Genomic DNA, 24,543 nt, shown 5'->3' with positions numbered 1-24,543 from the left:
GTCTGGGTCCCTCTCGTTTTGGTGACGCAGCACTACCATGCCACCGGCAGGCGCTGCACACCGTAGATGTCCGTCCCTTGGCGCAGCGGCACCTCCTCGGCCGGTACGGCCAGGCGCAGGTCCGGGAATCTGGCGAACAGGGCCGGCAACGCCACCCGCAGCTCGGTCCGCGCCAGCTGCTGGCCGAGGCACTGGTGGATGCCCTGCCCAAACGCCAGCTGGCCGCTCGTCTGCCGGCGTACGTCCAGCCGGTCCGGATCTGAGTACTTGTCCGGATCGCGGTTGGCCGCGGCGAGGGAGATCGCGACCGTCTCGCCGGCCCGGACCAGCTCGCCGTCCAGCTCGACATCGGCGATCGCGTACCGGGCGCCGGTATGCGCGATGGTCAGATAGCGCAGCAGCTCCTCGACCGTGCCTGCGGCGAGCTCCGGCTCGGCCCGGAGCAGCGCCGCCTGCTCGGGGTGGCTGAGCAGCGCGTACGTGCCGAGCGAGAGCATGTTCATCGTCGTGTCGAAACCCGCACCCAGCAGGAACGTCGCCACCCCGGCCAGCTCGGTGTCGGTCAGGTCGCTCGCCGTCAGCTCGCTCAACACGTCGTCGGTCGGAGCGGCCCGCTTGGCCACCACCAGCCCGGCCAGGTAGTCGATCATGGCCTGGTACGCCGCGTACTGATCCTCCACAGACGTGTCCACCCCGGACAGCACCGAGATGTGGCGCTGAAACGCCTCCCGGTCGGCGTACGGGACACCCAGCAGCTCGCAGATCATCAGCGCCGGTACCGGCTGCGCGTACGCCGCCACCAGATCCGTTGGTGAACCGTGCTGCTCCATCGCGTCGAGATGGTCTCCGCAGATCTCTACGAGCCGGTCGGTGAGCTGGCGCATTCGTCGTACGGTGAACCGCCCGACCAGCAGCCGACGAAAACGCGTGTGCTCAGGCGCGTCCATCGCGGTCAGCGTCCCGGGCGGCGCCGGACGCAGCGTCCCGATGTCGGCGAGCGGATAATGGCCAAGCTCGTGTCGGGAGCTGAACCGTGGGTCCGCCAGCACCGCGCGTACCTGCGCGTGCCCGGTCACCAGCCAGCCCAGATGACCATCGGGGAACAACATCCGGCGCACCGGCCGCTCGCGTAGCCCGGCCAGTCCGGCGGGCGGGTCGAATGGGCATCGGGGCGACCGCTCGGTCGGCAGCTTTACCGCGTCCTGGGGAATATTCATCGGAAATCCTGTCTCTGTCAGCCATCGGAAGTACGGCGTCATCCGTACGACTGACATGCTCGAACCCTGCCCCAGGGGCAAGGTCAACCCCCTGAAAACACAGGATCGCTGGCTCGGCTGCCTTACCCACAAGCCGCCCGGATCCCGCCGCGATGCTGGCCCGGATCCGTTCCTCGTCGTGCCCGCCGCATCAGCTCAAGAAAAGGGAAGTCCGCGGGCTCGATAACCGCCAGCGGTGTCCGTACCGCTTTGACACGTTCTCACCTGACGCGAAGAATTTCACGACGTGGGGGATCCGATTCACCTTGTCATCACCATTGTCAACGGACACTTGTGTCTGCGGTTTGGCGGTCTGCTCGTCGGGCACCGGTGGCTGGTTTCCCACTGTGACAGCTCGGCAATGTCTCGACCAGCTGCGCGTGAGAAAAGGCGTCGCGAGGTCTTTCTGACTGACGATCGCGCCAATGCCACTCTCGCGTCTCCGGTCGCCGACCGACAATGAATTTCTACTCGCCGAATCGGTAGGCCGCCCCTTACTGGGTGCTCGATCGGCTGCCTCCAGCCCAAAGAGTTGCCTTCGTTTACACGACCTTTTCGAGTCCCGTTCGAGGAGGTGGGTCAGGTACTCGACCGATCACCCTCTTCCTGAAAAGGCTAGCGAGTCGACCCCGAGAACGGCTGCACGGAAACCCTTCCGTAGATCAGCTCTTGACGACAGAACATCTCCGCGTTCTTGACAGCGTCGCGGGGCGGCAACATTTCTGCGCTGCTGAATTTATTGGCCCCGGACGTCACCTACCCGGCATCGTGGTTACACCGACAAGTCGACTTGGATCCGTTCTAAGACTGCCTTTTCCACGATGGACGTATCCCCGCAAATCGACGTGCTCGATGATCGCAATGGCTCGCCGCCGTCATTCTTACGCCTCCGTCTGAAACCTAATCCGCGGTCTCCCGCAGAAGATCGCTCTGCGCGGGTGTTCGCGGTCGAACCTCCGATGGGCCCGGAAACTGCCGGCATGGCACTTCGCCGCCCTGGCCCAGCACGCGGATCGGGGATAAGGACATTGTCATCGCAGGGGTGTCGTAAGGCCGAGAAGAAGCCGCTGGAGCTCGGTCAGGATGGGGACCTTGGGCGGCGCCGTCTCGGTTGGTGTTTTAGCAGGCGGTTTGTTAGGCCTGTCAGACGGCGGGACCGATGCCGGCGGCGTAGAAGGTTTGGTCGGCGTTGACGGCGTACCCGGGGGTTTGCTCACTGGCGGTTTGGTGACCGGAGATTTACGCACTGGCGGTTTGCTCACGGGCGGCCCGGTTTGACTGCCCTGCGACGGGCCTCCGCCACCGGAAGGGATTGTCGGAATGGTTCCGGATTGGCCCGGCGGCACCGCGCCGACCACTCTGGTGGCGCCGAAGAACTCGGCCCACCAGACTGGCGCGATCCGGACCACGTCACCGGATTGCGGCGCGTGGATCATCTTGCCGTTGCCGAGATAGATCGCGACGTGGTGGATACTGTCCCAGTTATTCCGGTCTGTGGCGAAGAAAAGCAGGTCACCGGGCAAAAGCGCGTCGACCTGCACCGGCCGGGTGATACGCCATTGCGGCCGGGCTGTACGCGGCAGCGAAATCCCCGCGTACCGGTATGACTCCTGCACCAGGCTCGAACAGTCATAGGAATCCGTGCCCGACGCGCCAAAGACGTACGGCTTGCCTTGCTGGGCTAGCGCGAATGCGACTGCCTGCAGGGCGGCCGGTGCGGCCGCGCCGCCCGGACCGAGGGCGGACAAATACTGATCGCCCAGCTGGAGGTTGAAAGTATCCATAGAAACCGTCGCGGCGGCGAGCTGGGATGCGTATGCCGTCTGCAGCGTCTTCAGGGCGGCGCTCTGGCTGTTGAAGTGCTTTTGCAGCGCAGCCTGCTGGGCCTGAACCGCCGCAGCGTCCGCGTACGCCTCGGCATACCCCTGGCCAGTTTGCACGACCGCCTGCGCGGCCGCGTTGAAGTCGGCATCGAAGGTCAGCTGGCGCCGCGCAGTCGAGACGTCGACCGGCCCGTCGCCCAGCATGCTCAGGTACGGCATCTGCTGGTTCGCTGACGTGCCACTTATGAATAAGCGGTATGCCTCGGACGCGGACGACCACCGCTGATAGGCGGCGCCCACCGCCTCTTGCTTGCCTGCCAGATCCGCCTTGAGCTGCGTCAGCTGCTCAGATAGCGCCTCAACGGCGGCCTGCTGGGCTTGCACGGTATTCACGACAGCAGGGACCGGCGGCGGCGCAGGTAGTCCTGTCGGCGGCGTGAGAATGCTGCCGTCCGGCAGCACCGGAACCGGCGGGACGGTGGTCCCCGGGTTCGGAACCCCAGGCGTTGGAGCGGCTGGCGCATCCACATATGCCGCAGATATCAGGCTGTTGAGAGGACTGAGCGGAAGTTGCGCAGCCGCGGCCCCCGACGCACTAACCAGGACCGTCGCACAACCCGCGAGCAGAATGACGGGCATGCGCTGCGTAACGCGTGTCGCCCAGCGGCGATCGACCGGTGATGTCTGATTACCTGCCACTGTGACCTCCGACTCCAGATACTCCAGATTGCGCGCGAGGTTGCGGCTAGCCGCGTCGCTGATCGCCGCCCCCTCCACATCGCTCGAGTCGTCGTCATTGTTCTTGCCGCCGTCTCAGCGAACAGAACCCCGGCGCAGCGCGACCAGTCCAGTGCCGACAAGCCCGCGCAGGCGACCAGGGATCTCCGACGATCCGGACCGATTTCAGCGCTGCCGCTGATCAACTAACCCACAAACGCTTGACCGAACACAACCCCCATCAATGTCGAGCGTGCTCCCGGGCCGAGCGCGCTGACTGGGACTACACGGCATCGCCTCGCCATACCTATGTATTCGCGGGCTACGTTCTCGCGGTTCAGAGATGCGTCACATTTCATCGTTTCGGGTGGGCACCGGCAGCAGGGGACAAGTCGCGGCAACGGACCATTGTGTCTGGCTCTGGCGCAAGGTTGTGATCGATTTGGGCGGGCGAGGATAGATACTAAGAAACTACGCGACGCCGGAGCAGGTCGAGGTTGGCTCGATTGCACATTGCCTCTTGATGGATTTCATCCGGCAACCTTCGCCTTCGACTGTTCGGCTGCACTCGGGCGTCCTGGTGTACGGATTTCTGTTTGCTGTGAGGACAAGGCCGCGGAACTGAACGACGATACCGTCGACTGGTTGCCGACGGTTTGTCCGTCTCCAAGCCGATGGCTGCGGGAGGCCGCACGGTTCTCGCCGTTGGCCGCCGCGCGATCCCATTCGGTGCCGTGGTGTCACAGTCAGGTTCCCATCTGAGGACACCGCGGCCACTGGTTCAAAGCGACGGCAAGGCAAACGGGCAGTGTGAACGCGCGGCGATGAGCCCCGATCGGCCGCCACTAGCGCAGGAACAGAGCGGATAGCCTCGCGACGATCCTTCTGATCGTCGACCATCCGTGAACTCGAGAGTCTCGTATCGCTAACCCCGGGGCGTTGCGACATCGGTCCATGCCATGCGCAAACAGCTTGGGGTGCCCTTGAGCCGGGTTGGATCTCCGCCGGGTGGCGGCACCAGCGCCGCCTCCGCGCACGTAGCTCCGTTCGCGCGGTAGAACTGCTGCGCGGCCGTGTTCTGCTTCAGCACCCACAAATACATCCCGTTGCCGGTCGCTCGCTCGGCAACCGCACGCGAAGCGCAGCCCAGCAGGTACGTACCGTGGCCTGTCCGACGCTGGTCGTGTGCGATATGCAAATTATCGACCAGGCTCCCCCATATCGGATCCTCGTCGAGTACGACGTGAACAAAACCAACCAGCCGGTCGCCGCTCTCGGCGACGACAGTCACACTGTTGGCAGGTCCGGCGAACCGCGCCGACCACACCGCGCTCCGGTCGGCCTCAACGTCACCGTCCAAAAACGAGTCGGCGTACGCGCCCCGATAATGCCGGCGCCAACTATCGGCATGCAGCAAAGCGATCCGTTCGGCATCCTCGGCGCAGGCGGGTCGAAACCGTACCGGCGCGAACTCACCGGGCACAGCGGTCTCGCCAAAGAATCGGGACATCAGCACACAACTCCTCTGCTTCGCGGCTTGCCCGACACACACATCTCGGGCCCGGTCCTCACCCGGAGCACCCCGCCCACCCAGGAGGGTTGCCGGCCAGCGAGCCGGGGCTTTGCGCTGGCACTCATGACCTGTACACGACGCTAACACCACCGACCCGCCAGCGGAACTCAGCCGCCGCTATCAGCAGGTCTCGTCCGCTTGACAGCCGAAACATTGGTGTTGCACAGTGAAATTGCGTGCCATCTGACTGTCGTCCAGACCTCAGGCGCATGACCGGATTCAGCACCAAGCGAATGCCGCGGAGACCGAAAGTCGCCAACCCGACAAATGCCAGCGGCTCGCCCTCTGCGCCGGTGAACCATTCAGGTTCCCTGACTGTTTTCGGTGGTGGCAAAGAATTTCCAGGAGAGCCGGTAGGAGCGCTGTCGGGTCCACGTTGTGCTGCTGTTTTTCCAGGACCCGGTGGAAAGCGCCGGGAATAGCTGTGGCGACTGCCATTCCGCCGTTGACCATCCACGCTGGGCTGGCGCCTCCAGTAAGCACCAGCGTTGGCTGCGTCAGCGTGTGGAGGCGCACGGTCGGCAGGGCATTGCCCGGCCCCATCACGGCGGCTTCGTACGCCAGGGTATGCGCGATCGCCTCACTGGCCGGCCAGGACGGGTCGGCCCGCATGGCGGCGACCACCTCGGCGGGGGCCTGCGCTGCACCGGTCAGGAACAGCGCGACCGCGTCCCCCGGCCGGCCAGCGTCGACCAGCTTTCCCAGCTGTAGCGCGAAATCAGCAGGCAAATAGGGCGCGGTCTCGTCCACGTGGTATGGCGGCTCCCACAGCGCCATCCGGGTGATCGGGGCGCCGCGGTGGGCTGCCTCCAGCACCAGTGCGGAGCCGCTGGACCCGCCGAACACCATCGCTGATCCACCGGCCGCCGCGATGACCGCTGCCAGGTCCTCGACCTCGCGGTCCACGGCGTACGGCCGGATATCGCCGCTCTCGCCGCGGCCGCGACGGTCGTAGTTGAGCACCGTGAACCAGGGCGCCAGCGCTGTCGCCACGGCAGCCAGTGTTGGATGCGTTTTGTCGGTGAAGGCACCGTGAACGAGCACGATCGCCGGTCCGTCGCCGGTCCTGTCGTACGCGATCGCGGTGCCGTCCGCCGAACTCACTACCTTCGTCACTGGGGGGCGTCCTTCAGTCGTTTGGGCCGACCAGGCAGAGAGCTTCCCAATGGTGACCGTCCAGATCACTGAAAGCGCGCTGGTAACGGCCGCCTTCGTCGCGGGCTTCGCCAAGCGCGGTCGCCCCCGCCGCCAGCGCCTTGTCGACCAGACTGTCGACCTGTGCGCGGTCCTGCAGCCCCAACGCCAGCATCACCTGGGTGCTCTTGGTCGGATCGACGATGTCGTTTGTGATGAACGAGGCAAAAAGCGGCTTCTTCAGCAGCATCACCTGGGTCCGTTCGCTGATGATCACCGACGCCATGTCATCGGTCGCACCGAAAAAGTCGAAGCCCAGAGCGGTGAAAAAGGCCTTGGACCGGTCCAGGTCCTGGACCGGCAGGTTGACGAACAGCGTCGCGGCCATCGTGGTGCCCTTCATTTTGGTGGTCGTTCGCGCCCACTGGTGCGAACAACGACAGTCTGTGCGGCGCCAACCCGGTCGGTCTTGGGTTCTGGCGCCAGCCGCTTGACTATCCGTGCACACCAGCCGCGGCCGCTGGCAGCAGGCAGCTGCGGCGGTACTCGACGGGCGGCAATCCGTACGTACGATGGAAAAGGCGGCTGAAATGGGCCGAGTCGGGAAGTCCCCACCGGGCACCGATGGCGCTGACGGATATCGCGTGCAGCACCGGATCGGCCAGGTCCTGGCGGCATTTCTCCAGCCGCCGATGCCTGATCCAGGCTGCCACCGTCGTGTCTCCGGTCTCGAAAAGCCGGTGCAGATAACGTAAAGAGATGTGGTGGGTGGCCGCGACCAGGCCTGGCGTGAGGGCGGTATCGGCCAAGTTCGCGTCGATGAAGGCGTGGACGCGTACGAGCATCGTCCGCTGCTGCACCTGTGCCGACACCGCCTCGACGCGGTCGATCCGCTCCGCGACCGCGGTGGTGATCAGGTCCATCACCACCGTCGACAGTCGAGCCACGCTGGCGGGTTGATACGTCTCGATGTCGGCCGCAACCCTGCGCAGCAGCGGCGCCGCCAGCGCGCCGGTGCCCTCCGCTGTGATCGGGACCGCAGTGAGCAGGCCGATCGAGCCCGCCGGCAGCGCCAGCATCTCCCGCGGGAAGCTGAAGACAGCGAGCTGGACGCTCGAGTCGTACGCAAGCTCGTACGGGCGGGCAAAGTCGTAGATCGCGAACTCACCGCTGCGCAGCTGCGAGGCCCGGTCGTCCTGCAGCAACCGCGGACTCCCTGAAATCGCGAGCACCACCCGATAAAGCTCCCGGCTGTCACGGCCAATCTGCCCGGCCGTACGCCGCACCCCGTGCGGTGTACTGGTCTGCACCCGGCCCACCCGCAGCGGACCGAGACTGTCCGCGTGCATCTCACCCCGCAGCGGCACACCCGGATCCACATACACATCAAGCGGGCCAAGCAACTCCGCAGCCACACTCCGCCAAGCCTCGCGGCGCTGCCTCGCCGGCACATCATCGGCACGAATCAAGATCGTCATCGCACTGTCCTCCGCCGCCAATAGTAGGGACGCGGGCCTTCCACGGATACCGGCAAACGAGCTGGCACAACAGCTCTGGCCAGCCCAAAGATGCGGTTCACTGCTGGCAAGACATCCCATGATCAGGGTCCTGCATGCAACAACTGGAGGACCTCGCAACCTTGCGCGGCGGCAAGAACCGCGCACACGCCCGACCCGCTCAAGGCTGTCTAGGTGTCGGCGGACGATCGCCTACTGGCCAAGGCACCGCCGAGCAGTCCGGGCCGCTCCTGGCGGCGCCTTTCAAACAAGACGACAGAATTGTCCACCATTAATGGTCCGCAAGAGGTCATCACGCGGGCCCCCAATCCTGGATCCAGCATCCGGTCGAGCCGGCCAGCGCCCGCATGACGGCCAGCAAGGCCGGCAGGCTGTCGCCAGCTGCCTTCGATGCGGACGGCCTCCAATTACGGGTCCTGGAGCAATATGCAGTCGTGGCCACTGAACCCGACGGACGAGGGTGGGCAGCGGTGTCTGTGACCACCACCTACGACGAGCCGGACCAGCGCCCGTACCAGATCGAGCCCTGTACGACCTGCCCGTGGCTCGTCGATTCCGCAGTCGGCAGGTTCCCGGCGGAGGTCTTTCGTCATAGCGCACGCACCGCCTATGACCTGAACGTCGAGCGGTTCGCCTGCCACAGCTCTCCCGGTGACGAGATAAGGGCCCGCGCCGGGTTCCTGCTCTGCGGTGCCGCAAGCAACCTGAGTATTCGCCTCCACCGACCTAGCTCCGAGGAGATTCGCTGCGACCGCGACCTGTACGCCAGCTACCACGACCTGGCAGTCGCGAACGGCGTTGACCCCGACGACGCCACCCTCGCGTCGTGCCGAGACAAAAACACCTAGCTCGACCGCGGCGCCACACGCGAGAGACGAAATACATCGCCCCACGAGGTAATCGATCACCACCGTTTGGCGTACGCACACAACGCCTGCCGCGACGACCACCAGCTCAGTCTTTTCAACCCGGACAGCAATATCTCGACTTCTACTATTCGAGCTGATGCCGATGAGCGAATGGTGCGGAATTCCTAAGGGCTCGACAGATGTCGTCGGTCTGCATGTTAGTTTCGCATGATCGCCGAGGCGCCAGCGTGGGACTGGTCGCGGCCATCCACCGGGCGCGGGGCTAGAGGTAAACGCCTCGCCGACTGGCTGCCGATCAGCCCGGAATCGGCGATCATGCTCAGCACGTGCGGCTCAGCCGCATGTCCCGCATCAAATTGCCCCGACCGGCCTTGGGAACCGTCGGCCCGATCAGAGCTGAACGCGCCATTTATCTGGGGTCTACGGCATGAAGTTGCACGATATCCTCCAGTCTCTGAGGAGTCGCCATGCTTGCCAGCCAGACGACCCTCCTCCTTCCACCGCCGGATGACCGAACGCCCGTAATCTCTCGTACCAGCCACCTTGTCCAACTCAACGCCGTTGGGCGTGTGACCCACTGCGCGCTGCCGGCAGAAGTAGTCCCACATCACCTCATGTGCCGGCCGAGCCTCAGCACCCACGTCGCGCATCGAGCCGGCATCGCAGGTTTGATTAGAGTCCACCATCGGTGCCTCACCGTTGGCGACAACCGTCTCGAGATCCGCACCCGTCCCGTCATCAGAATGAGCGTTTACCTCCGCGGAATTGGGCTCGCGAAGACTGTCCCCCTTTGCAGTCCCACGCGTTTCAGCTCGGCGGCCACCTAAGAGCTCAACGGACAGCAGCAGCGCCACAGGTGGCCACCCAGCTACGAGTACTGCCTGCCACGTTATCTCTGGAGCGGCGGCAATATTTGACGCGAGCGATACCGCAATCCCTAAGATAAACGCGATCCACGCCAGCAACCGCGTCCGCCAACTCATTCCCCGGTTGGATTTCAATAAAACGCGAGTCGCAAGAAGCAGGAGCCCATCAACAGCCAACGGCCACAGGCTGGCGCTCACAGAATCAGCGCCGCCCATAGCGGCGAACATCCGCTGATGCTGGTACGACGCGTACGCGGCCACGGCAGCGACCACGCATCCACAGAAACGCCGCAACCACAGATCTCCATCAAACGGTCCCCGAAGCAGCGACCGATCATCCTGTTCAGCGCTCATCGGCGGTCCTCGACAGCAGTGCCACTTAGGTCAAGGCTGACCGGATTCGCCAGCGAACTATCAAGGCCTCGGCAAAGTATTGAACTGCTCGCACGCCCAAATACCCACAGATCGCCAAACCGCCCAAAGCGGCGTATTTTCGCAGGCCCCAGCATCGAAAACCTCACTCCATCAGCTCTGGTACACAGCTTTAATCGTGAGTTTTCCCAAGTGACGGCGGTTATCCTTGCTGGTCGAGCCCTGCCAGGGGCACACAGTTGCCAGGCCAGCAAACACCAGCACCGCACCGAGCCAGACGGGCGGGTGCGCAGGTTCGAATCCTGCCAGCGGCACACAGTTGCCAGGCCAGCAAACACCAGCACCGCACCGAGCCAGACGGGCGGGTGCGCAGGTTCGAATCCTGCCAGCGGCACACAGTTGCCAGGCCAGCAAACACCAGCACCGCGCCAAGCCAGACGTCTTGAGCGATCGCTTAAGTCCTGCTACGGTCCTGTTCATGCAAAGATTTGAGCGACCGCTTAAGTGGTGGGCTCGGGTGCCCGTCGCGGCGGTCTGGGCGTACGAGGGCCTCTACTGCAAGGTGCTCGGCGGTGCCGGCGACCAGCGGGCGATCGTGGCCAGCGTGCCAGGGTTGCCGGCCGGCTGGGTGACGGCGGCACTGGTGACGATCGGCGTGCTGGAGACGGCGCTCGGCGCGTGGGCGTTGTCGGGTGTACGCGCGCGGCTGGCCGCCGTCTTACAGACCGCGGTCATCGTCGGTTTCAACGCTGGCGGGCTGGTTTTCGCGGGAAATGAGATCGCCGAGCCGGGCCGGCTGTTGGTGCAGAACGCCGCCTTTCTCACGCTGGTCTGGGTGCTGGCCCGTGGCTGAGGGCTGGGCGGCGCTGCGTCCGCGGCTGCTGTTCGGCCGGATGTACGAGGACTCCGATGTCGAAGCGGCGGTATTCGCGCAGGCCAGCAGGGTGCTGGCGATCGCGTCGGCCGGCGACACCGCGGCCGCGCTCGCCGCCGCCGGGCATCGGGTCACCGCCGTCGACCTCAATCCGGTGCAACTCGACTACGCCCGGCATCGATGGGCTCCCGAATTTTGCCGCCCCCGAACTCGAGGATCCGGGCGGGGACCGACAGTTGTGGGGACCAGCGAGGCGGGCCTGGCGGAGCGGATGCTGGCCGTCGGTCGGTTGGCGGCGCGTACGCTCCCCGGCTGGCGGCCGGCCGCATTGGAACGCTTTCTGCGACTGGGCGATCCGGCCGTCCAAACGCGATGGTGGCGCGATCACCTGGACAGGCCGGCTTTCCGCGCGTTGTTCGCCACTGCGATCCGGCCGCTCGCGGCATTGTTGCCGGCCGGTCTGCGAGAAGTGGTCGAGCCTCGGTTCGACGTGGTGCTGCGACAGCGGCTCGAGGCGGGGTTCGGTCGCTACCCGAATGCGACGAATCCGTGGGCCTGGCGCCTGCTGCTGGGGCGCGAGATTCCCGAAGCGTCGATGCCGTTGGCGACCGGCGTTGAGTGGGTACGCGCCGATGTCGCTGACCATCTTTTGGCTGTGCCGGCGGGATCGTACGACGCGGCAACCCTGTCCAACGTCCTGGACGGGGCGCCGCGGGAACTGGCGGGGCGGCTGGTCGCCAGCTTGCGGCACGCCGTACGTGGGCCGGTCATCCTGCGGACTTTTGCTTCCACACCGCCCTTTCCTGGCCGGCTGTTGCCGGACCGAGCGCTGCTCTGGGGTTCCGCGGTCCAGCTCGACTATGGACAGTGACGAGATGTTGCAGGCTTTGCGAAGGCATCCGCTCGCGATGCGAACAACGTTCGGGCATTCGTTGATGCTGATGTACGCGTTCGAACCGGCGTTGCTCCGACCGATGTTGCCGCCGGGCGTTGAGTTGGACACATACCAGGCACCCGACGGCGGTGAGTACGGCTTCGTCGCGGTCGGTGTGGTGTCGGCGCAGCATTTACGGCCGACGGTGTTGCCGGCCGGCTGGGGTGGTGACTTTCTGTTGACCGGCTATCGGATTGTCGCGCGTTTCCCGAACCCGGCCGGTCGGACCATGCGCGGGCTCTACATTCTGCGCAGCGACACGAATCGGCGGTCGATGCAGGTCGGCGGCAACCTGCTGACCCGCTATCGCTACCAGCTGGCGGATATCAGGATCGATGTGGTGGGGCCGAAACTGACGGCCACCGTGGACAGTCGTGATGGTCGCGCGGATCTCGCCGTGGTCGCGGATCTGGAGTCGCGACCGTCGCCCAGCGCGCCCTTTCGCAGCGCCGCCGCGGCGCGGCGATTCGCCGGACCGCTGCCGTACACCTTCGACTACGAAGCAAAGACCGGCTCGATCGTGGTGATCAAGGCCAATCGGAACCGGTGGCAACCGCACCCGGTTTCGGTGCAGGTCAAGCGAATGAACTTCTTCGAGCATGGCGGTTTCGCTGGCAGCGAGCCAGTATTGGCCAACGCGTTCCACGTCGCCGATGTCGATTACGGCTGGGAGCGCGGATCGCTGCGAGGATGGGATGGTTCGATCCGATGAATGGCGTGCGGCAGATTCTTCGCTTCAACTGGCCGAAATTCCTCCTGTCTGGAGTTCTCGTCGGGCTCGCGCTGATGCTCCCGTTCCCGCAGCCCTGGCGGCTTTTTGTGCAGGGGGCGGCGCTGATCGGCGCAGCCTGGGTGACCGTCGGCATCCTGTTGTGCTGGCTGGTCTACGACGTGTCGCGGCTCTACGACTGGAGCTGGGTTTTTGTTGTCTTACCGAACAAGCCGAGTCGTTATGCGGTGCTGAACACCGGCCTCGACGAGATCAGCGGACGGCTCGCGGAACTGCTGCCGGGCTCCGAGGCGACGCTCTTTGACCTGTACGACAGCACCGGTCGAGACGGCTCGATCCGTCGCGCTCGCAACCTCGTCACACCTCCGGACGCGATGATGCGCGCCACACCGGATCAGCTACCCGCGCAAGACGGCTGTTTCGACGCTGTTTTTGTTGCCTTCGCGGCACATGAACTGCGAAATCCGAGCGACCGCCGCGCACTTTACGGCGAGATCTCCCGGACCCTGCGACCCGGAGGCCGCCTGGTGCTCGTCGAACATTGTCGGGACGCGGCCAATATTCTCGCGTACGGGCCGGGAGCCTGGCATTTCTACCCGAGAGCGGAATGGCTGCGGCTGGCCGCCGGCGCCCGTCTCACGTTGGTGGCCGAAGGCGCCAAGACACCCCTGGTTCGCGTGATGGGATATGTAAGATGATGATTTTTCGGCCTCGACTGGTCGACATCCTGCTCGGAGTTCGGTGACTACCCAACTCCGGCTGGTCGGTGTCGCGCTGGTCGCGCTCGGGTTGGCTCACCTGGTGCTGCCGCGGCTGCTCGGCTGGTCCACCGACTTCGCCGCGATCCGCCCCCTGACCCGACAGATCATGCACTGCCACACGTTTTTCATCGGTGTCGTGTGTGTCCTATGTGGACTCGGACCGTTGCTGCTGGCCAACGAGCTGCTCGCGCCAGGTCGGTTGCCGACGGCCGTACTCGCCGCCGAGACGGTGTTCTGGGGGCTGCGGTGGCTGGCACAGTTCGGGTTTTTCCCGCCGCGGGTGTGGCGCGCCCGGCGGCTGTACGTCGCGGGTTTCGTAGGATTCAGCGTGCTTTGGACGTGGGTGGGCGGAGTCTTCGCGCTGGCGTTGGCGTGTTCCTTGGGAGTCTGGTCGGCATGAGTGACACCAAGCAGCGGCTGCTCGACGGCGCGATGGCCGCTTTGCGCGAACACGGGATCGCCGGCATGTCCGCGCGTACGATCGCGGCCGCCGCCGGTGTCAACCAGGCGCTCGTCTTCTATCACTACGGCAGCGTCGACGAGCTGCTGGCCGCCGCCAGCCTGGTGGCCGCGAAGGCGAGGGTGGACGACTACTCCGACCGGTTCGCGTCCGCCGGTTCAATGCGGGAACTTCTGGACATCGGCCGGGTGATGTTCACCGAGGAACGCGCGCTCGGGAACGTCTCGGTGCTCGCCCAGCTGCTCGCCGGCGCCCAGGGCGACCCGAAACTCGCCGAACCGGTCGCCGTGCCGTCCGCGGTCGCATCACCCGCGCCACCACGCCCTGAGCGCCACTAGCGTTTCATGATGGCGAAAACTCCCCAGCCGAGATAGTCACGTTGGTACCGGCAGCACCGGGAGGTTCCGCCGTCCAAGCGCGGCTCATCGGTAGGTTATTCACATTCACCAAAGATGACCCAAGTAGCCATCTGTTTATACGTTTATACGTCGATTGCCTTGTCTGGCGGGGGTTCTGCGCCGAAGCTGAGAGACGCTCGGGCCCAGCACCACCCCCGTACATCCCCTCGCACATCCCAGCCTTGCCGCCGCCGCGTTGTCGCGCCTACCGGCGCCTTCACCTGGTGACGGCTTTCCTTCAGGGGCTGGTAAATGTGTCCACCTTCCCCAGAGGAGATGAACCATGAAGGCAAAACGTGCCGTCGTCATCACGGCGGCGTGCTTCCTGGCGGTGAGCGCCGTCAGCACCGCACCGGCCACCTCGGCAGCCGCGGCGACCCCGGACGGGCTGGCGGCCAACGCCGCGGCCGCCGTGGTCGCCGCCCACAACCCCGCCCTGCATGCCAGCGCCGACGACCAGTTCGTCGCGCACCCGGTGATCTCCTCCGGGAACCTCAAGTACGTGCCCTATGACCGTACGTACAAAGGCATGCCCGTCTACGGCGGTGATTTCGTCGTAGCGACTGACGCGGTTGGTCACGTCCTGGCCACCACCACGGCGCAGGACCAGACCATCAACCTGCCAAGCGTCACGCCTGCGGTGTCCGCAGAGCGGGCCCGCGCCATCGCACGGGACGAGGCCGCGAAGAGCGGCACCGTTGCGAGCGTGACCACGCCGACTCTGATCACGTACGCACTCGGCTCCCCGCGGCTCGCGTGGACGGCCGACACCACTGGCCAGGACTCCGACGGGCCGAGCAAGCTGAGCGTGTACGTCGACGCGTTGACCGGTCGGGTGCTCAGCACTCAACAGCACGTGCTGCACGGCGACGGTCAAGGCGCCTGGAACGGGCCCAATCCGCTGCACATCGACACCACCCATTCCGGCAGCACTTACAAGATGACGGACCCGAACCACCCCACCGAGACCTGCCAGGACGCGGCCAACAACACCACGTTCAGCGGCCCGGACGACAGCTGGGGTAACGGCAACGCCACCAGCAAAGAGACCGGCTGCGTGGACGCCACTTTCGTGATCCAGACCGAAAACAAGATGTTGTCGCAGTGGCTCGGCCGCAACAGCTTCAACGGCAGTGGCGGCGGCTGGCCGGTACGCATCGGCCTGAACGACGAGAACGCCTACTATGACGGATCCGAGGTCCAGGTCGGCCACAACACCGCCAACCAGTGGATCAGCTCGCTCGACGTGGTCGGCCACGAACACGGTCACGGCGTCGACGACCACACCCCCGGTGGCATTTCCGGCCGCGGTACGCAGGAGTTCGTCGCGGACGTGTTCGGCGCCTCCACCGAGTGGTTCGCCAACGAGTCCAGCAGCTTCGACGCGCCCGACTTCCTGGTCGGCGAGCGGATCAACCTGGTCGGCAGCGGCCCGATCCGCAACATGTACAACCCCTCCGCGCTGGGTGACCCGAACTGCTACAGCAGCTCCATCCCCAACACCGAGGTGCACGCGGCGGCCGGCCCCGGCAACCACTGGTTCTACCTGCTCGCAGAGGGCAACAACCCCACCAATGGCCAGCCGACCAGCCCCACGTGCAACAACTCCAGCGTCACCGGAATCGGCATCCAGAACGCGGCGAAGGTCTTCTACAACGCCATGCTGATCAAGACCACCGGCAGCTCCTACCTGAAATACCGCACCTGGACGCTGACCGCGGCGAAGAACCTGACCCCCGGCAACTGCGCCACCTACAACTCGGTGAAAGCGGCCTGGAACGCGGTGAGCGTACCGGCCCAGTCCGCCGACCCGACCTGTTAGCCATCGATCTGTCCAGCCTCACCTGAATTGCCCGTACCAGCCCGGAAAACGGGCTGGTACGGGTCATTTCACTGTACGGTTCAGTCCCATTCCCAGCTCATGCCGAAAGTGCCAGGGCCGAAGTCCAGCGCCACCGCATGCGCGTCGCCAGTCGGTTCGATCACCAAGCCGCGACTGGTGGCTATTTTTTCTCCCGTTTGTAAGGAAAACTGCTCGATCCCGGTGGGCAGCATCCGCGGATCGAACCGCACCTCGATCAGGTATTCACGTATCAGCTCTTTGAACTTTCGGCACTGAGTGTCGTTGTCCTGAGGATACGGCGGCCCGGGAAACCGCAGCACGTACTCGATCACCACGGTCTCCCGTTTTTTCAGCGGGCGATCGAACAACAGCTCACCGATCAAGAACCCGGCCTGCTCGTCGCGGGCCATCCGACCGAATCGGCAGGCACGGATCGGAACGGTCTCCGGCAACGGCGTTGTCGCCGCCTCCACGTCGATCACCATCACCGAGCGGTCCACCCCATCGCGCTCAGCTCGCAGGACCTGACGAACCGCCATGCTGCGTACGCCGCGATCCGCCGCCACGGTGATCAGATCATGGTGACTGATCGGCACCAGACCGATATCCATACCAGCGTTGAACTTCTCCAGCAACGAGGAAACACTGGCTCTGTCCGCACTCCACAAGGTATCCAGCGACACCCGTTTCTGGCTCCGACTGACCCGACCACGCGGGCGCGGCGGCGCGAGCAGACCCGTCAGCGCCCCGTCCGCCACACCCAGCACGCCCTCCAGACACCGCACCGCGACCAACGACCCGGCCCGCTCGGGCCGGCGCCGGCCCAGCTGCCAGTAGCTCAGTGCCGTGACGCTGATCGGAATACCTCGGCGGCGCAGCCGATACTGAATCCGGTCCAAACTCAACCCGCTCGCCTCGATCGCCGCGCGAAGCGCGACCGCGAACGGCTCGGCGGTGCCCTCGACCACCACTTTTTCGCCGTACGGCTCATAAGCCGACTGATCGACCATCTCACCCACCTGAGACCGATCTCCCCCGTTGCCGGACAACTCCCAAACACTCACCCGAGACAGCGGCCGCCAGCACCATAACTCCATTACCCACGGATCGGAAGAATCACTAGAAAAGCCGTGGAGTTACTGGGGTGACTTGCGGCTAATTGGGATAAATATGCGAATTATCCGCCAAGAGAATATCCAGAGAGGGGTCGACGAGTCTGGGCAAGCAAAAAGGACCGACTCCGCGAATGTAACGAAACAACGCACAAAACGGACAAAAACCGAGCCATACCATTACACTCGCTCGCCATGTGACCTCATGCGGCCATGGTTCACTCCAGTACGGCGGCGAGCGTCCGGCGGGCGTTGTCCGCCATCGCGGGATTGGTGTCCAGGTAGTAGGGCAGGGCGCTGGTCGCCTGCACGATCGCCCACCCGCGGCCACGCTCCCACGCCGCCTCGTCCACCTCCAGCGCATCCCGGTACGCCCCGCGGCCGTCGGCTGTGAACAGGTTCCACGCAGGCATCAGGTCCACTGCCGGATCGCCGACGCAGACCGCACCCGGGTCGATGACAGCGGCCAGTCGGCCGTCCCTCAGCAACAGGTTGCCGGGCATCAGATCGGCGTGCAGCCAGCCGCCCGGGCCGGCGTACGGTGCCGCTTCCAGGCACCGCCGCCAAACCCGCGCGATCGCCCGCACATCAACGAGGTCGACGCTGTCCGCGAGCACGGCCCGCAACTGGTCGGCGCTGCCGGCGAGCGGTCCGCCACGGGAACGGCCGTCCCACCCGCGACCCTCGGTGTCGAGCTCCCCCAATGCGCGTACGAACGCGGCCAGGTCGCGGGCCAACTGGATCTCGTCGCTCATCCTGTCCGGGTTTGCCGGCTCGCCCTGGATCCATCTGTACGCCGTCCACCAGCCCGGATAGAGCTCATGCGGGGCTTGCAACGCGAGCGGCTCCGGCACCTGGACCGGGCTGACCCGCGCTATCCGCCGGGCACTGTCCTGCTCTTGTGCCAGTGCCGTCCGGGTCGGCTCGTCGCTGGAGGGCAGCAACGGAAACCGCAGCACGACCTCGGATCCCAGCCGGAACAATGCGTTGACAGTGCCGTCCGACGCGACCGGACTCACGTCGTACCCGCGCCACCGCACAAGCCGCTCCCCCACCAGTTGGGCAACGGCGTCAACGGTCAGATCGACCTGGCCCTCATGCATTCTCACGTTATGGACTTTAGTTATGTTCGGTTTCAGTAGTACATCGTGCCGTGCCAGTACGTGTCCGTGCCGGCCGACGAGACTTTGTGGGCTTCCACTGGGAAAGCCGCAGGTCACACGCCGTACTAGAGGTCCGATCACCGCCAGCGTTTCACCGCGACCTCCGCCAATATCAGGACCATGCACACCGACGTTGAGGTGGCCAGGCTGCCAGGGCTCCTGCTGTCCGCGCGTACGAGTCTGGTGACGATCGGCCACGGCCGCGACGAAAGCTCGGTGGCCGCCGCGACCGCGTTCGTCGACGGGTGGCTCGCGGTCGGCGGCGAGATCCTCGCGGTCGTCGACTGGCCTGAGGAAGCGGCGTCCTGGCTGCGACCGGCCGAGCGATTCGTCGCCGGCGGCCCCGACGCCTGGGTGGTCACCGCGCGTCCCGCGGGGTTCGCCGCGCTCTGCCGGCGGTTACGCACCACCACCTGGGATCCAGCGCGTACGTACCGCCTCGCAGGCCTGGCCGACCCGAGGTCGCGGTCAACTGGGGGAACCTCGCGGCTCTGATCGTTTGGTGAGTGGTGTTTGCTTTTGTACGGGATCGCGGCGGGTCCGTTCGGTGCGTGAGTGGTTGGCTGGTTCGGTGCCCTGTTTATCCGGTTGGGGTGGTCGGGTTTTCGTGGGTAGGGGCCGGAATTTTCGTCGAGTGTGGGACTTTGTTCCGCTCTGGACGTCGAGTGCGGGTTAAAGTCCCGCATTCGACGCCGGGCCTGTCACTGGCGGGGCTGATGTGACACTTGAAGCGCTGTCGTCCCGTATGTTGGGACGGGGAAGGTGACCCTGGCCAGGCGAGTCACTTCAGCACCGATCGTCCCAGGAACCTCAGAAATCCCAAAAATTCTCGCGCGCGCGGCCTCAAACCCACCCCCCACCCGATCACTGGGTGGGGGCTACTTCATCAAGTAACTACGACAGTTTCACGCCGTAGCACGTACTTCGGTGGATCCAGGCTTGACGTGTGACCGGTCAAGGTCCTGGTCGTCTGCCTGGAGGCCACTTCCCACAGCCGAACCGTTGCGTACGCGTCAGGCCCTGTCGGTAGGTTGGTGATCTTCCTGACGCAGCGGCAGAGAGACTGGGGGACGTGTGGGCAGGGGCCGGCCGATTACCCGAGACAACTGGCCCGAGTCGGGGCCGTACCGCAGGTTGTTGGAGTTTTACGACCAGATTCACCGCGAAAACCAGCTGCGATCGCTGACCGAGATCACCGCCCGCGGGAACCAGTCGCCGATGGCACTTGGCCTTGGCACCACCGCTGTCAACGACATTCTGACTGGCAAGAGGCAACCGGTAGACGAAAAACAGGCCGCAGCGCTGGCTCGCGCACTCGGTGGAGGTACGGACGAGGCTGAGCATGTCGAGAAGCTCTTCCGGTCCGCCCGCTTGGACAAATACAAGCGACCAGCCAAAACCCGAGAGCCGGGCGGACCCGGCACAGCTGAGCTGGATGCGACTGGGCTGGACGGGACCGGGCTGAATCGGACTGGGCTGGATCGGACTGGGCTGGATCGGACTGGGCTGGATCGGACTGGGCTGGATGCCATAGCCAACCTGCTTGCTGACGCGATGCGAAAGCAGTGGCTGACGGCCGCCCACGACCGCGGCCTGCTGCTGCCCGCGCCATTGCCCGTACGGTGGCGGCGCAGCACTGAGCCGGTGGCCGGCGCAGTTTCCCAGGCCACCCAGTTTCGGGACGACGGCTCGTCGTTTGATCCCCTGCCGGGTTTCACTCGGGTGACTGCCCATCGGCTGCGCGAAGGCGGCCGGGACGGCCTGCTGAACGTCTACGGTGGCCTTGCGTCCGGCCGGCTGATCATCGCCGGTGGTCCGGGCGCCGGAAAGAGCTCGGCGGCGGTGCATCTGCTGCTGGACGCGCTTGGCCACCGCGGCCGGCTGATGGATCACGAGCGTACGAAGGTACCGGTCCCGGTTCTGTTCACCCTCGGAGATTGGGATCCGATGGCCACGCCGGTGGTGGACTGGCTGAGCGAAAAACTCGGCGAGATCCCGCTCCTTCGCGGCCGTCGCGGCCATCGGCTCGGCCGCGAACTGCTCGATCAGGGACGGATATCGGTGTTCCTGGACGGCCTCGACGAGATGCCCGAGCCCGCCCGCTTTCGCGCGTTGCAGGCCTTGAGCAAGGACGCCACCACCTTCCGGCTCGTGCTGCTCTCCCGCACCGAGGAACTCGCCGACGCGGCCGGCCAGCATCCACTCATCGGAGCCGCGGCCGTCGAGCTGCGACCACTGGACGCCAAGGCCACCGCGGAGTACTTGCTGCGTCCGGTCACGGATCCGGTGCCCCAGCCGTGGCTGGCCCTTACCAAAACGCTCACCAGTCAGCCGGACAGCCCGCTCGCCGGCGCCTTGACCAGTCCGCTCGACGTCACGCTGCTGCGTGACATCTACACCCCCGGCCTGGCCGTGCCGGGTCTGGGCAACGTCGATGAACTGCTGGACACCGATCGGTTTCCGGACGCGACGTCGATCACCAGGCACCTGCGCGACTACACCGTGCCGGCCGCCTATGCCCCGCGTCCAGGGCAGCGCACGCCGTACGCCGAGGGCACCCCGCACCGAACGCTCGCCCTGATCGCTCGCCGGCTGGGTTCTCGCGACCTCGCCTGGTGGACCATCGCCACCTGGTTGCCGGGTCCGTTGCGGATAGTGATCAGTTGCGTCGCCGGAATGGTGGTGGCCGGGTCCTGCTACGGGCTGGCCAGCCTGGCGGTCAGTGGCGGTCGAACCTGGCCACTGGTCTGGCTGGAGATCGCATTCTGGTTCGCGCTGATCCTCGGCATGCCGGCGAGCCTCGCGGTCACCCTCGCGTTCACTCTCACCGCTGGACGTAAAGACGCAGGGCCGCCTTATCGCGCTCTCGTCCGGATGTGCGTCATGGTGGTATTCGGAGCCGCCCTGTCGCTGCTGCCCGGCGTCATTCTGGGCGGTTGGAGCCTCAGCCTGTCCACTTTCGGGTTCGCGTTCGCGGTCGTGTACGGGATCTCCGCTCGTACGCGTGGCGCCGCCATGCTGAAGTCGCTCAGCATCCGCGCTGGGCTTGGCTCGGCTCGCCGGCTGGGCTCCGCGCTGCTGCTAGGCCTCCTGTTCGGCGCCGCTGACGGCCTGTTCGGCCTACTCGCCTACCTGATCCAGGGCGGCGGCGTCGTACCGGCGGTCGAGTACGGGATCACCGGTGTCGTCGCCTGTCTGCTCATCATCACCCCGACCGCGTGGCTGACCGGAGCGTTCACCGACGGCCCCACCTCGGGTCGTACGGACTCGGCCGATCCGGTCCGGGCGTGGCGGGACGACTTCCGGCTGTGGCTTGTCGTCGGCGTCGCGATCGGGGTGGCCAGCGGGATCAACGGCTGGCTCGTGTACGACACACCCGTCTACGGGTTGGCCGGCGGTGGTCCCGGCAGCCGGCTCGCGGACGCGCTCGCCGGCGGCCTGGCGCTGGGGATCACCAGCGGCCTGATCCTCAGCCGGGCCTGGTTGACGACCGTCACCCAGATCTGGCTCACGCTGCGGCACCGCACCCCGCTAAGGCTGGGCCGGTTCCTCGACGACTGCCGGCGACGGCACCTGCTGCGTACGGTCGGGCCGATCTACCAGTTCCGGCACGCCGAGCTCCAGGATCATCTCCGCGAACGGCCGTAGGGCCGGCTTGTCGTCCGCTCACCGTCCGCTCTCGACGACCTATATTGCCTGGCCAGAAGGCATCTACCGGGCGCACGGCGGCTAGCTGCGTACGCACCGACCAACCAGTCGGGTTGACTCGGCGGGCACAGCTGTCGTCGGCGAACGCGCCCTTCGAGAACGGAATCCATGAGCGGATCGAACGGCGAGGCTGACCTCGCACCGCGGTCGCCAAGTGTCGACGACCTGGTGGGGTGGGAGTTCGTACCGCAGCCAGCAGCCGTCCCGTCGCCGCTCGCCAACGATGCGCCGGTGTGGGTCGATGAGCACCCACCCGCCCAGCCTGGTTGGTCCAAGTACGGGCTGGGGGGCATGCTGGCCGGCGCCGGCGTTTTGGTGTGCTGCGCTGGAATGCTGGTCACCTCGCAACTGGCCCGTCTCCCCGCGGACGACGTGGCGGTGCCAGTCATCGCCGTTGTCATCAGCGTGATCAGCCTCGTCCTGCTGGTGCTCAGTGGCGTCGTGTCCGTGTTCGTAGGGATGCTGCGCGAGTCCTCGGCTGTCGTCGCTTGGCGCAGGGACCGTCAGGAAACTTTCCGGCTCGCTCAGATCTCGTGGGCCGAGGCGGTTCGGGCGCACGACGAGCGGGAACAGTTCCGTACGAGCACGGGTCCGGTCCTGTTTCCGATCACGTTGCAGGGCAATGACCAAATCGACGTGTTCGGCGGTACGGCCACCGGGTGGATGTGCCTACTCACCACCTTGAGTTTGCCGCGGTTGGGTGGTGGGGCCAAAATCCTGGTGCTCGACTTTTCCGAATACCAGGTCGCCGGCGGACTCGCCCAGATCGTCGGTGAGTGGGGGCGCCACGTACGAACCCACGAACTGCCCGCGGCCCTGGACCAGTTCGCGCTGTTGCAAGGACTTCCTCCTGACCATCTGGCCGAAGTCCTGGCCGAATCTCTCACGTCCTTGCGAAAGGATCACCAGGACGCGGCCAGCCTGCGCCGCCTCGACGTCCGGCTCATCAAGGCGGTGGCCAGCCGTCTCGACGGGCCTACCACGTTCGCCAGGCTGGTGGCCGGAATGCGGTTGTTGTGCAGGCTGAATCTGCCGGATGAGGGTTCGCTGAGTAACGAGGAGCGACGAGCCCTTGTCGGATGTATCGACGACATGGTGTCCGGCGATCGGGAAGTCGAAGAGCTGCGGTTTCTCATCGATCAGTTCGATTTGCTGGCCCATCCCGGTGAGGGGCAACGGGGCAACACACCGCTGTGGCCCGAATCCGGTTTAACCGTTATTTCAGCCGTATCACCGTTGGACAGTCGACGGGACATGACCGAAAGAGTTTTGTCGCACCTGGTTCTCCACCAGCTGCGCGACGACCGCGGCGGAGCAGCCCCGAATGTCCTCGTGGTCGCCGGCGCCGACAAACTCGGCGCACCCAGCCTGGAGTCGTTGTCACGACAGACTCGACGCCTGGGTGTACGACTTCTGCTGCTTTTCGAGCACCTGCGGGAGGACGCCGGAAAGCTGCTCGGAAAACCCGGCAGTGTGACCATGCTGATGCAGCTCGGCAATCCGGAAGAAGCCCGCATCGCGGCCGACTTTATAGGCCGCGACTACCAGTTCTCGCTCTCGCAGATCACCAAGCAGACCGGCGAGAACCTGACCCACGGATCAAGCCAGTCATGGGGAGATTCGCAAAGTAGGTCATTGACAAACTCACTGTCGGGGTCGGACGGCGAGTCATCCACCTGGGAGGCGGATTCCGGGCGCTTGTTCTCTCCGGACTCGAAGTCGAGATCGACCTCGACCGATATGGGGGTGTCGGACAGTCAAACCTTTGGGTCCAGTTGGCAGGACGCGATCAACAAGTCCCTCACGATTACCCAGTCTGAGGGGACGACGGTCGCCCGTGGGTACGAATACCTGGTGGAACCAGTGGTGATCCAACGACTGGACCCAACCGCTTTCATCCTGGTGAACGCCGGCCAGGAAGCGCGGCGCTGGGTGGACGGCGACTGCGACCCCACCATCGTGGGCCGTGACGGAGTATCACCGGTCCCTTATCGCGACGCGATCCCCGCTCAGTATTAGCGCGTGTCATGAGAAACAACCAATGCAGGAAATGAGGATCGATGGCCAGGGACACCCACGCCGACAGTCGTACGGACGCTGGAGACGCGCCGGAGCCAACCAGGGCAGCTCAGGATGGGCGTACCCGGCCGGAAAAGAACCCGACCACGCTCCCGCCGCCTGAGCGATCAGGGGCCCGGGAAAAGGCGGCCGCGACCGACTCGTTCCAAAAAGAAAAGGGCGCCTTGGCCGACAGCGTACAAAAGGAAAAGAGCGCCCTGAGCGACAGCGTACAAAAAGAAAAGGGTGCTCTGAAAGATGCCGCACAGCGGGAGAAGGGCGCCTTTGAGGATTTGACCGGGTGATTCCTCGCGCTCCCACGATCCTGGACTCGTTCGAGTTTCACCAGATCAGCACCACCCCACGAGCTCGGAC

At 65.3% G+C, this 24,543-nt stretch carries 21 protein-coding genes and 1 riboswitch; of the genes, 12 read left to right on the top strand and 9 right to left on the bottom strand.

What is annotated here, in order from left to right; all coding sequences use genetic code 11:
* Positions 1-32: 32 nt before the first annotated feature.
* The 6 genes from ABD301_RS10875 to ABD301_RS10850 form a co-directional block, all read right to left on the bottom strand.
* The gene (locus tag ABD301_RS10875; RefSeq protein ID WP_344309484.1) at positions 33-1,217 is read right to left on the bottom strand and encodes a cytochrome P450; all 1,185 of its coding nucleotides are present in this window, start codon (positions 1,215-1,217) and stop codon (positions 33-35) included.
* A gap of 1,070 nt (positions 1,218-2,287) precedes the next feature.
* Positions 2,288-3,472 carry a C40 family peptidase gene (locus tag ABD301_RS10870; protein ID WP_279582319.1) on the bottom strand — a complete coding sequence of 395 codons (1,185 nt, stop codon included), beginning with the start codon at positions 3,470-3,472 and terminating at the stop codon, positions 2,288-2,290.
* A gap of 1,249 nt (positions 3,473-4,721) precedes the next feature.
* Entirely contained in the window at positions 4,722-5,306 is a 585-nt protein-coding gene (locus ABD301_RS10865; protein ID WP_344309482.1) for a GNAT family N-acetyltransferase, read from the bottom strand.
* An 18-nt stretch (positions 5,307-5,324) separates the two neighbouring features.
* Positions 5,325-5,438: riboswitch (SAM riboswitch) on the bottom strand.
* 150 nt (positions 5,439-5,588) lie between these two features.
* Positions 5,589-6,485: an alpha/beta fold hydrolase gene (locus ABD301_RS10860; RefSeq protein WP_163572241.1), complete on the bottom strand. Its 897-nt coding sequence runs from the start codon at positions 6,483-6,485 to the stop codon at positions 5,589-5,591.
* A gap of 13 nt (positions 6,486-6,498) precedes the next feature.
* Positions 6,499-6,906, bottom strand: coding sequence for a VOC family protein (locus tag ABD301_RS10855; RefSeq protein WP_344309479.1), 408 nt, complete (start codon positions 6,904-6,906; stop codon positions 6,499-6,501).
* 91 nt (positions 6,907-6,997) lie between these two features.
* On the bottom strand, positions 6,998-7,981 hold the full coding sequence (locus ABD301_RS10850) for an AraC-like ligand-binding domain-containing protein (RefSeq protein WP_344309477.1): 984 nt from the start codon (positions 7,979-7,981) through the stop codon (positions 6,998-7,000).
* 509 nt (positions 7,982-8,490) lie between these two features.
* Between ABD301_RS10850 and ABD301_RS10845 the strand changes: the two genes are divergently transcribed.
* A complete protein-coding gene (locus ABD301_RS10845) occupies positions 8,491-8,868 on the top strand; it encodes a DUF6283 family protein (protein ID WP_279582315.1) in 378 nt (125 codons plus the stop codon).
* A 218-nt stretch (positions 8,869-9,086) separates the two neighbouring features.
* Here ABD301_RS10845 and ABD301_RS10840 read toward each other — a convergent pair whose 3' ends face one another.
* A complete protein-coding gene (locus ABD301_RS10840) occupies positions 9,087-10,109 on the bottom strand; it encodes a DUF2637 domain-containing protein (RefSeq protein ID WP_344309474.1) in 1,023 nt (340 codons plus the stop codon).
* 535 nt (positions 10,110-10,644) lie between these two features.
* Between ABD301_RS10840 and ABD301_RS10835 the strand changes: the two genes are divergently transcribed.
* The 7 genes from ABD301_RS10835 (at position 10,645) to ABD301_RS10805 (ending at position 16,106) form a co-directional block, all read left to right on the top strand.
* A complete protein-coding gene (locus ABD301_RS10835; protein WP_279582314.1) occupies positions 10,645-10,980 on the top strand; it encodes a DoxX-like family protein in 336 nt (111 codons plus the stop codon).
* The gene (locus ABD301_RS10830) at positions 10,973-11,872 is read left to right on the top strand and encodes a DUF3419 family protein (protein ID WP_344309471.1); all 900 of its coding nucleotides are present in this window, start codon (positions 10,973-10,975) and stop codon (positions 11,870-11,872) included. The genes ABD301_RS10835 and ABD301_RS10830 overlap by 8 nt, the downstream gene beginning before the upstream one ends.
* A gap of 4 nt (positions 11,873-11,876) precedes the next feature.
* Positions 11,877-12,647 carry a DUF2071 domain-containing protein gene (locus ABD301_RS10825; protein ID WP_344309469.1) on the top strand — a complete coding sequence of 257 codons (771 nt, stop codon included), beginning with the start codon at positions 11,877-11,879 and terminating at the stop codon, positions 12,645-12,647.
* Positions 12,644-13,363, top strand: a complete 720-nt coding sequence (locus ABD301_RS10820; RefSeq protein WP_344309467.1) for a class I SAM-dependent methyltransferase — start codon at positions 12,644-12,646, stop codon at positions 13,361-13,363. The genes ABD301_RS10825 and ABD301_RS10820 overlap by 4 nt, the downstream gene beginning before the upstream one ends.
* 43 nt (positions 13,364-13,406) lie before the next feature.
* On the top strand, positions 13,407-13,826 hold the full coding sequence (locus tag ABD301_RS10815) for a hypothetical protein (protein ID WP_344309465.1): 420 nt from the start codon (positions 13,407-13,409) through the stop codon (positions 13,824-13,826).
* Complete coding sequence (locus ABD301_RS10810) at positions 13,823-14,224, top strand: TetR family transcriptional regulator (RefSeq protein WP_163572233.1); 402 nt, start codon at positions 13,823-13,825, stop codon at positions 14,222-14,224. The genes ABD301_RS10815 and ABD301_RS10810 overlap by 4 nt, the downstream gene beginning before the upstream one ends.
* A 343-nt stretch (positions 14,225-14,567) precedes the next feature.
* Positions 14,568-16,106, top strand: coding sequence for a M4 family metallopeptidase (locus ABD301_RS10805; RefSeq protein WP_344309463.1), 1,539 nt, complete (start codon positions 14,568-14,570; stop codon positions 16,104-16,106).
* 80 nt (positions 16,107-16,186) lie between these two features.
* Here the strand turns inward: ABD301_RS10805 and ABD301_RS10800 are convergent, their stop codons facing one another.
* Together ABD301_RS10800 and ABD301_RS10795 are read right to left on the bottom strand one after the other, a co-directional pair.
* Positions 16,187-17,137 carry a hypothetical protein gene (locus tag ABD301_RS10800; RefSeq protein ID WP_344309462.1) on the bottom strand — a complete coding sequence of 317 codons (951 nt, stop codon included), beginning with the start codon at positions 17,135-17,137 and terminating at the stop codon, positions 16,187-16,189.
* A gap of 320 nt (positions 17,138-17,457) precedes the next feature.
* A complete protein-coding gene (locus ABD301_RS10795; protein ID WP_163572272.1) occupies positions 17,458-18,342 on the bottom strand; it encodes an aminoglycoside phosphotransferase family protein in 885 nt (294 codons plus the stop codon).
* 180 nt (positions 18,343-18,522) lie between these two features.
* Between ABD301_RS10795 and ABD301_RS10790 the strand changes: the two genes are divergently transcribed.
* The 4 genes from ABD301_RS10790 to ABD301_RS10775 all read left to right on the top strand — a co-directional run bounded on the left by ABD301_RS10790 (position 18,523) and on the right by ABD301_RS10775 (position 24,473).
* On the top strand, positions 18,523-18,897 hold the full coding sequence (locus ABD301_RS10790; RefSeq protein ID WP_344309461.1) for a type 1 periplasmic-binding domain-containing protein: 375 nt from the start codon (positions 18,523-18,525) through the stop codon (positions 18,895-18,897).
* 642 nt (positions 18,898-19,539) lie between these two features.
* A complete protein-coding gene (locus tag ABD301_RS10785; RefSeq protein WP_344309460.1) occupies positions 19,540-22,050 on the top strand; it encodes a hypothetical protein in 2,511 nt (836 codons plus the stop codon).
* 168 nt (positions 22,051-22,218) lie between these two features.
* On the top strand, positions 22,219-24,129 hold the full coding sequence (locus ABD301_RS10780) for a hypothetical protein (RefSeq protein ID WP_344309458.1): 1,911 nt from the start codon (positions 22,219-22,221) through the stop codon (positions 24,127-24,129).
* 41 nt (positions 24,130-24,170) lie between these two features.
* A complete protein-coding gene (locus tag ABD301_RS10775; protein ID WP_344309457.1) occupies positions 24,171-24,473 on the top strand; it encodes a hypothetical protein in 303 nt (100 codons plus the stop codon).
* Positions 24,474-24,543: the final 70 nt, after the last annotated feature.

This window comes from Fodinicola feengrottensis, assembly GCF_039530045.1.
Lineage (GTDB): Bacteria > Actinomycetota > Actinomycetes > Mycobacteriales > HKI-0501 > Fodinicola > Fodinicola feengrottensis.
The sequence above is the reverse complement of the archived record's forward strand: the minus strand, read 5'-3'. Positions and strand labels throughout refer to the sequence as shown.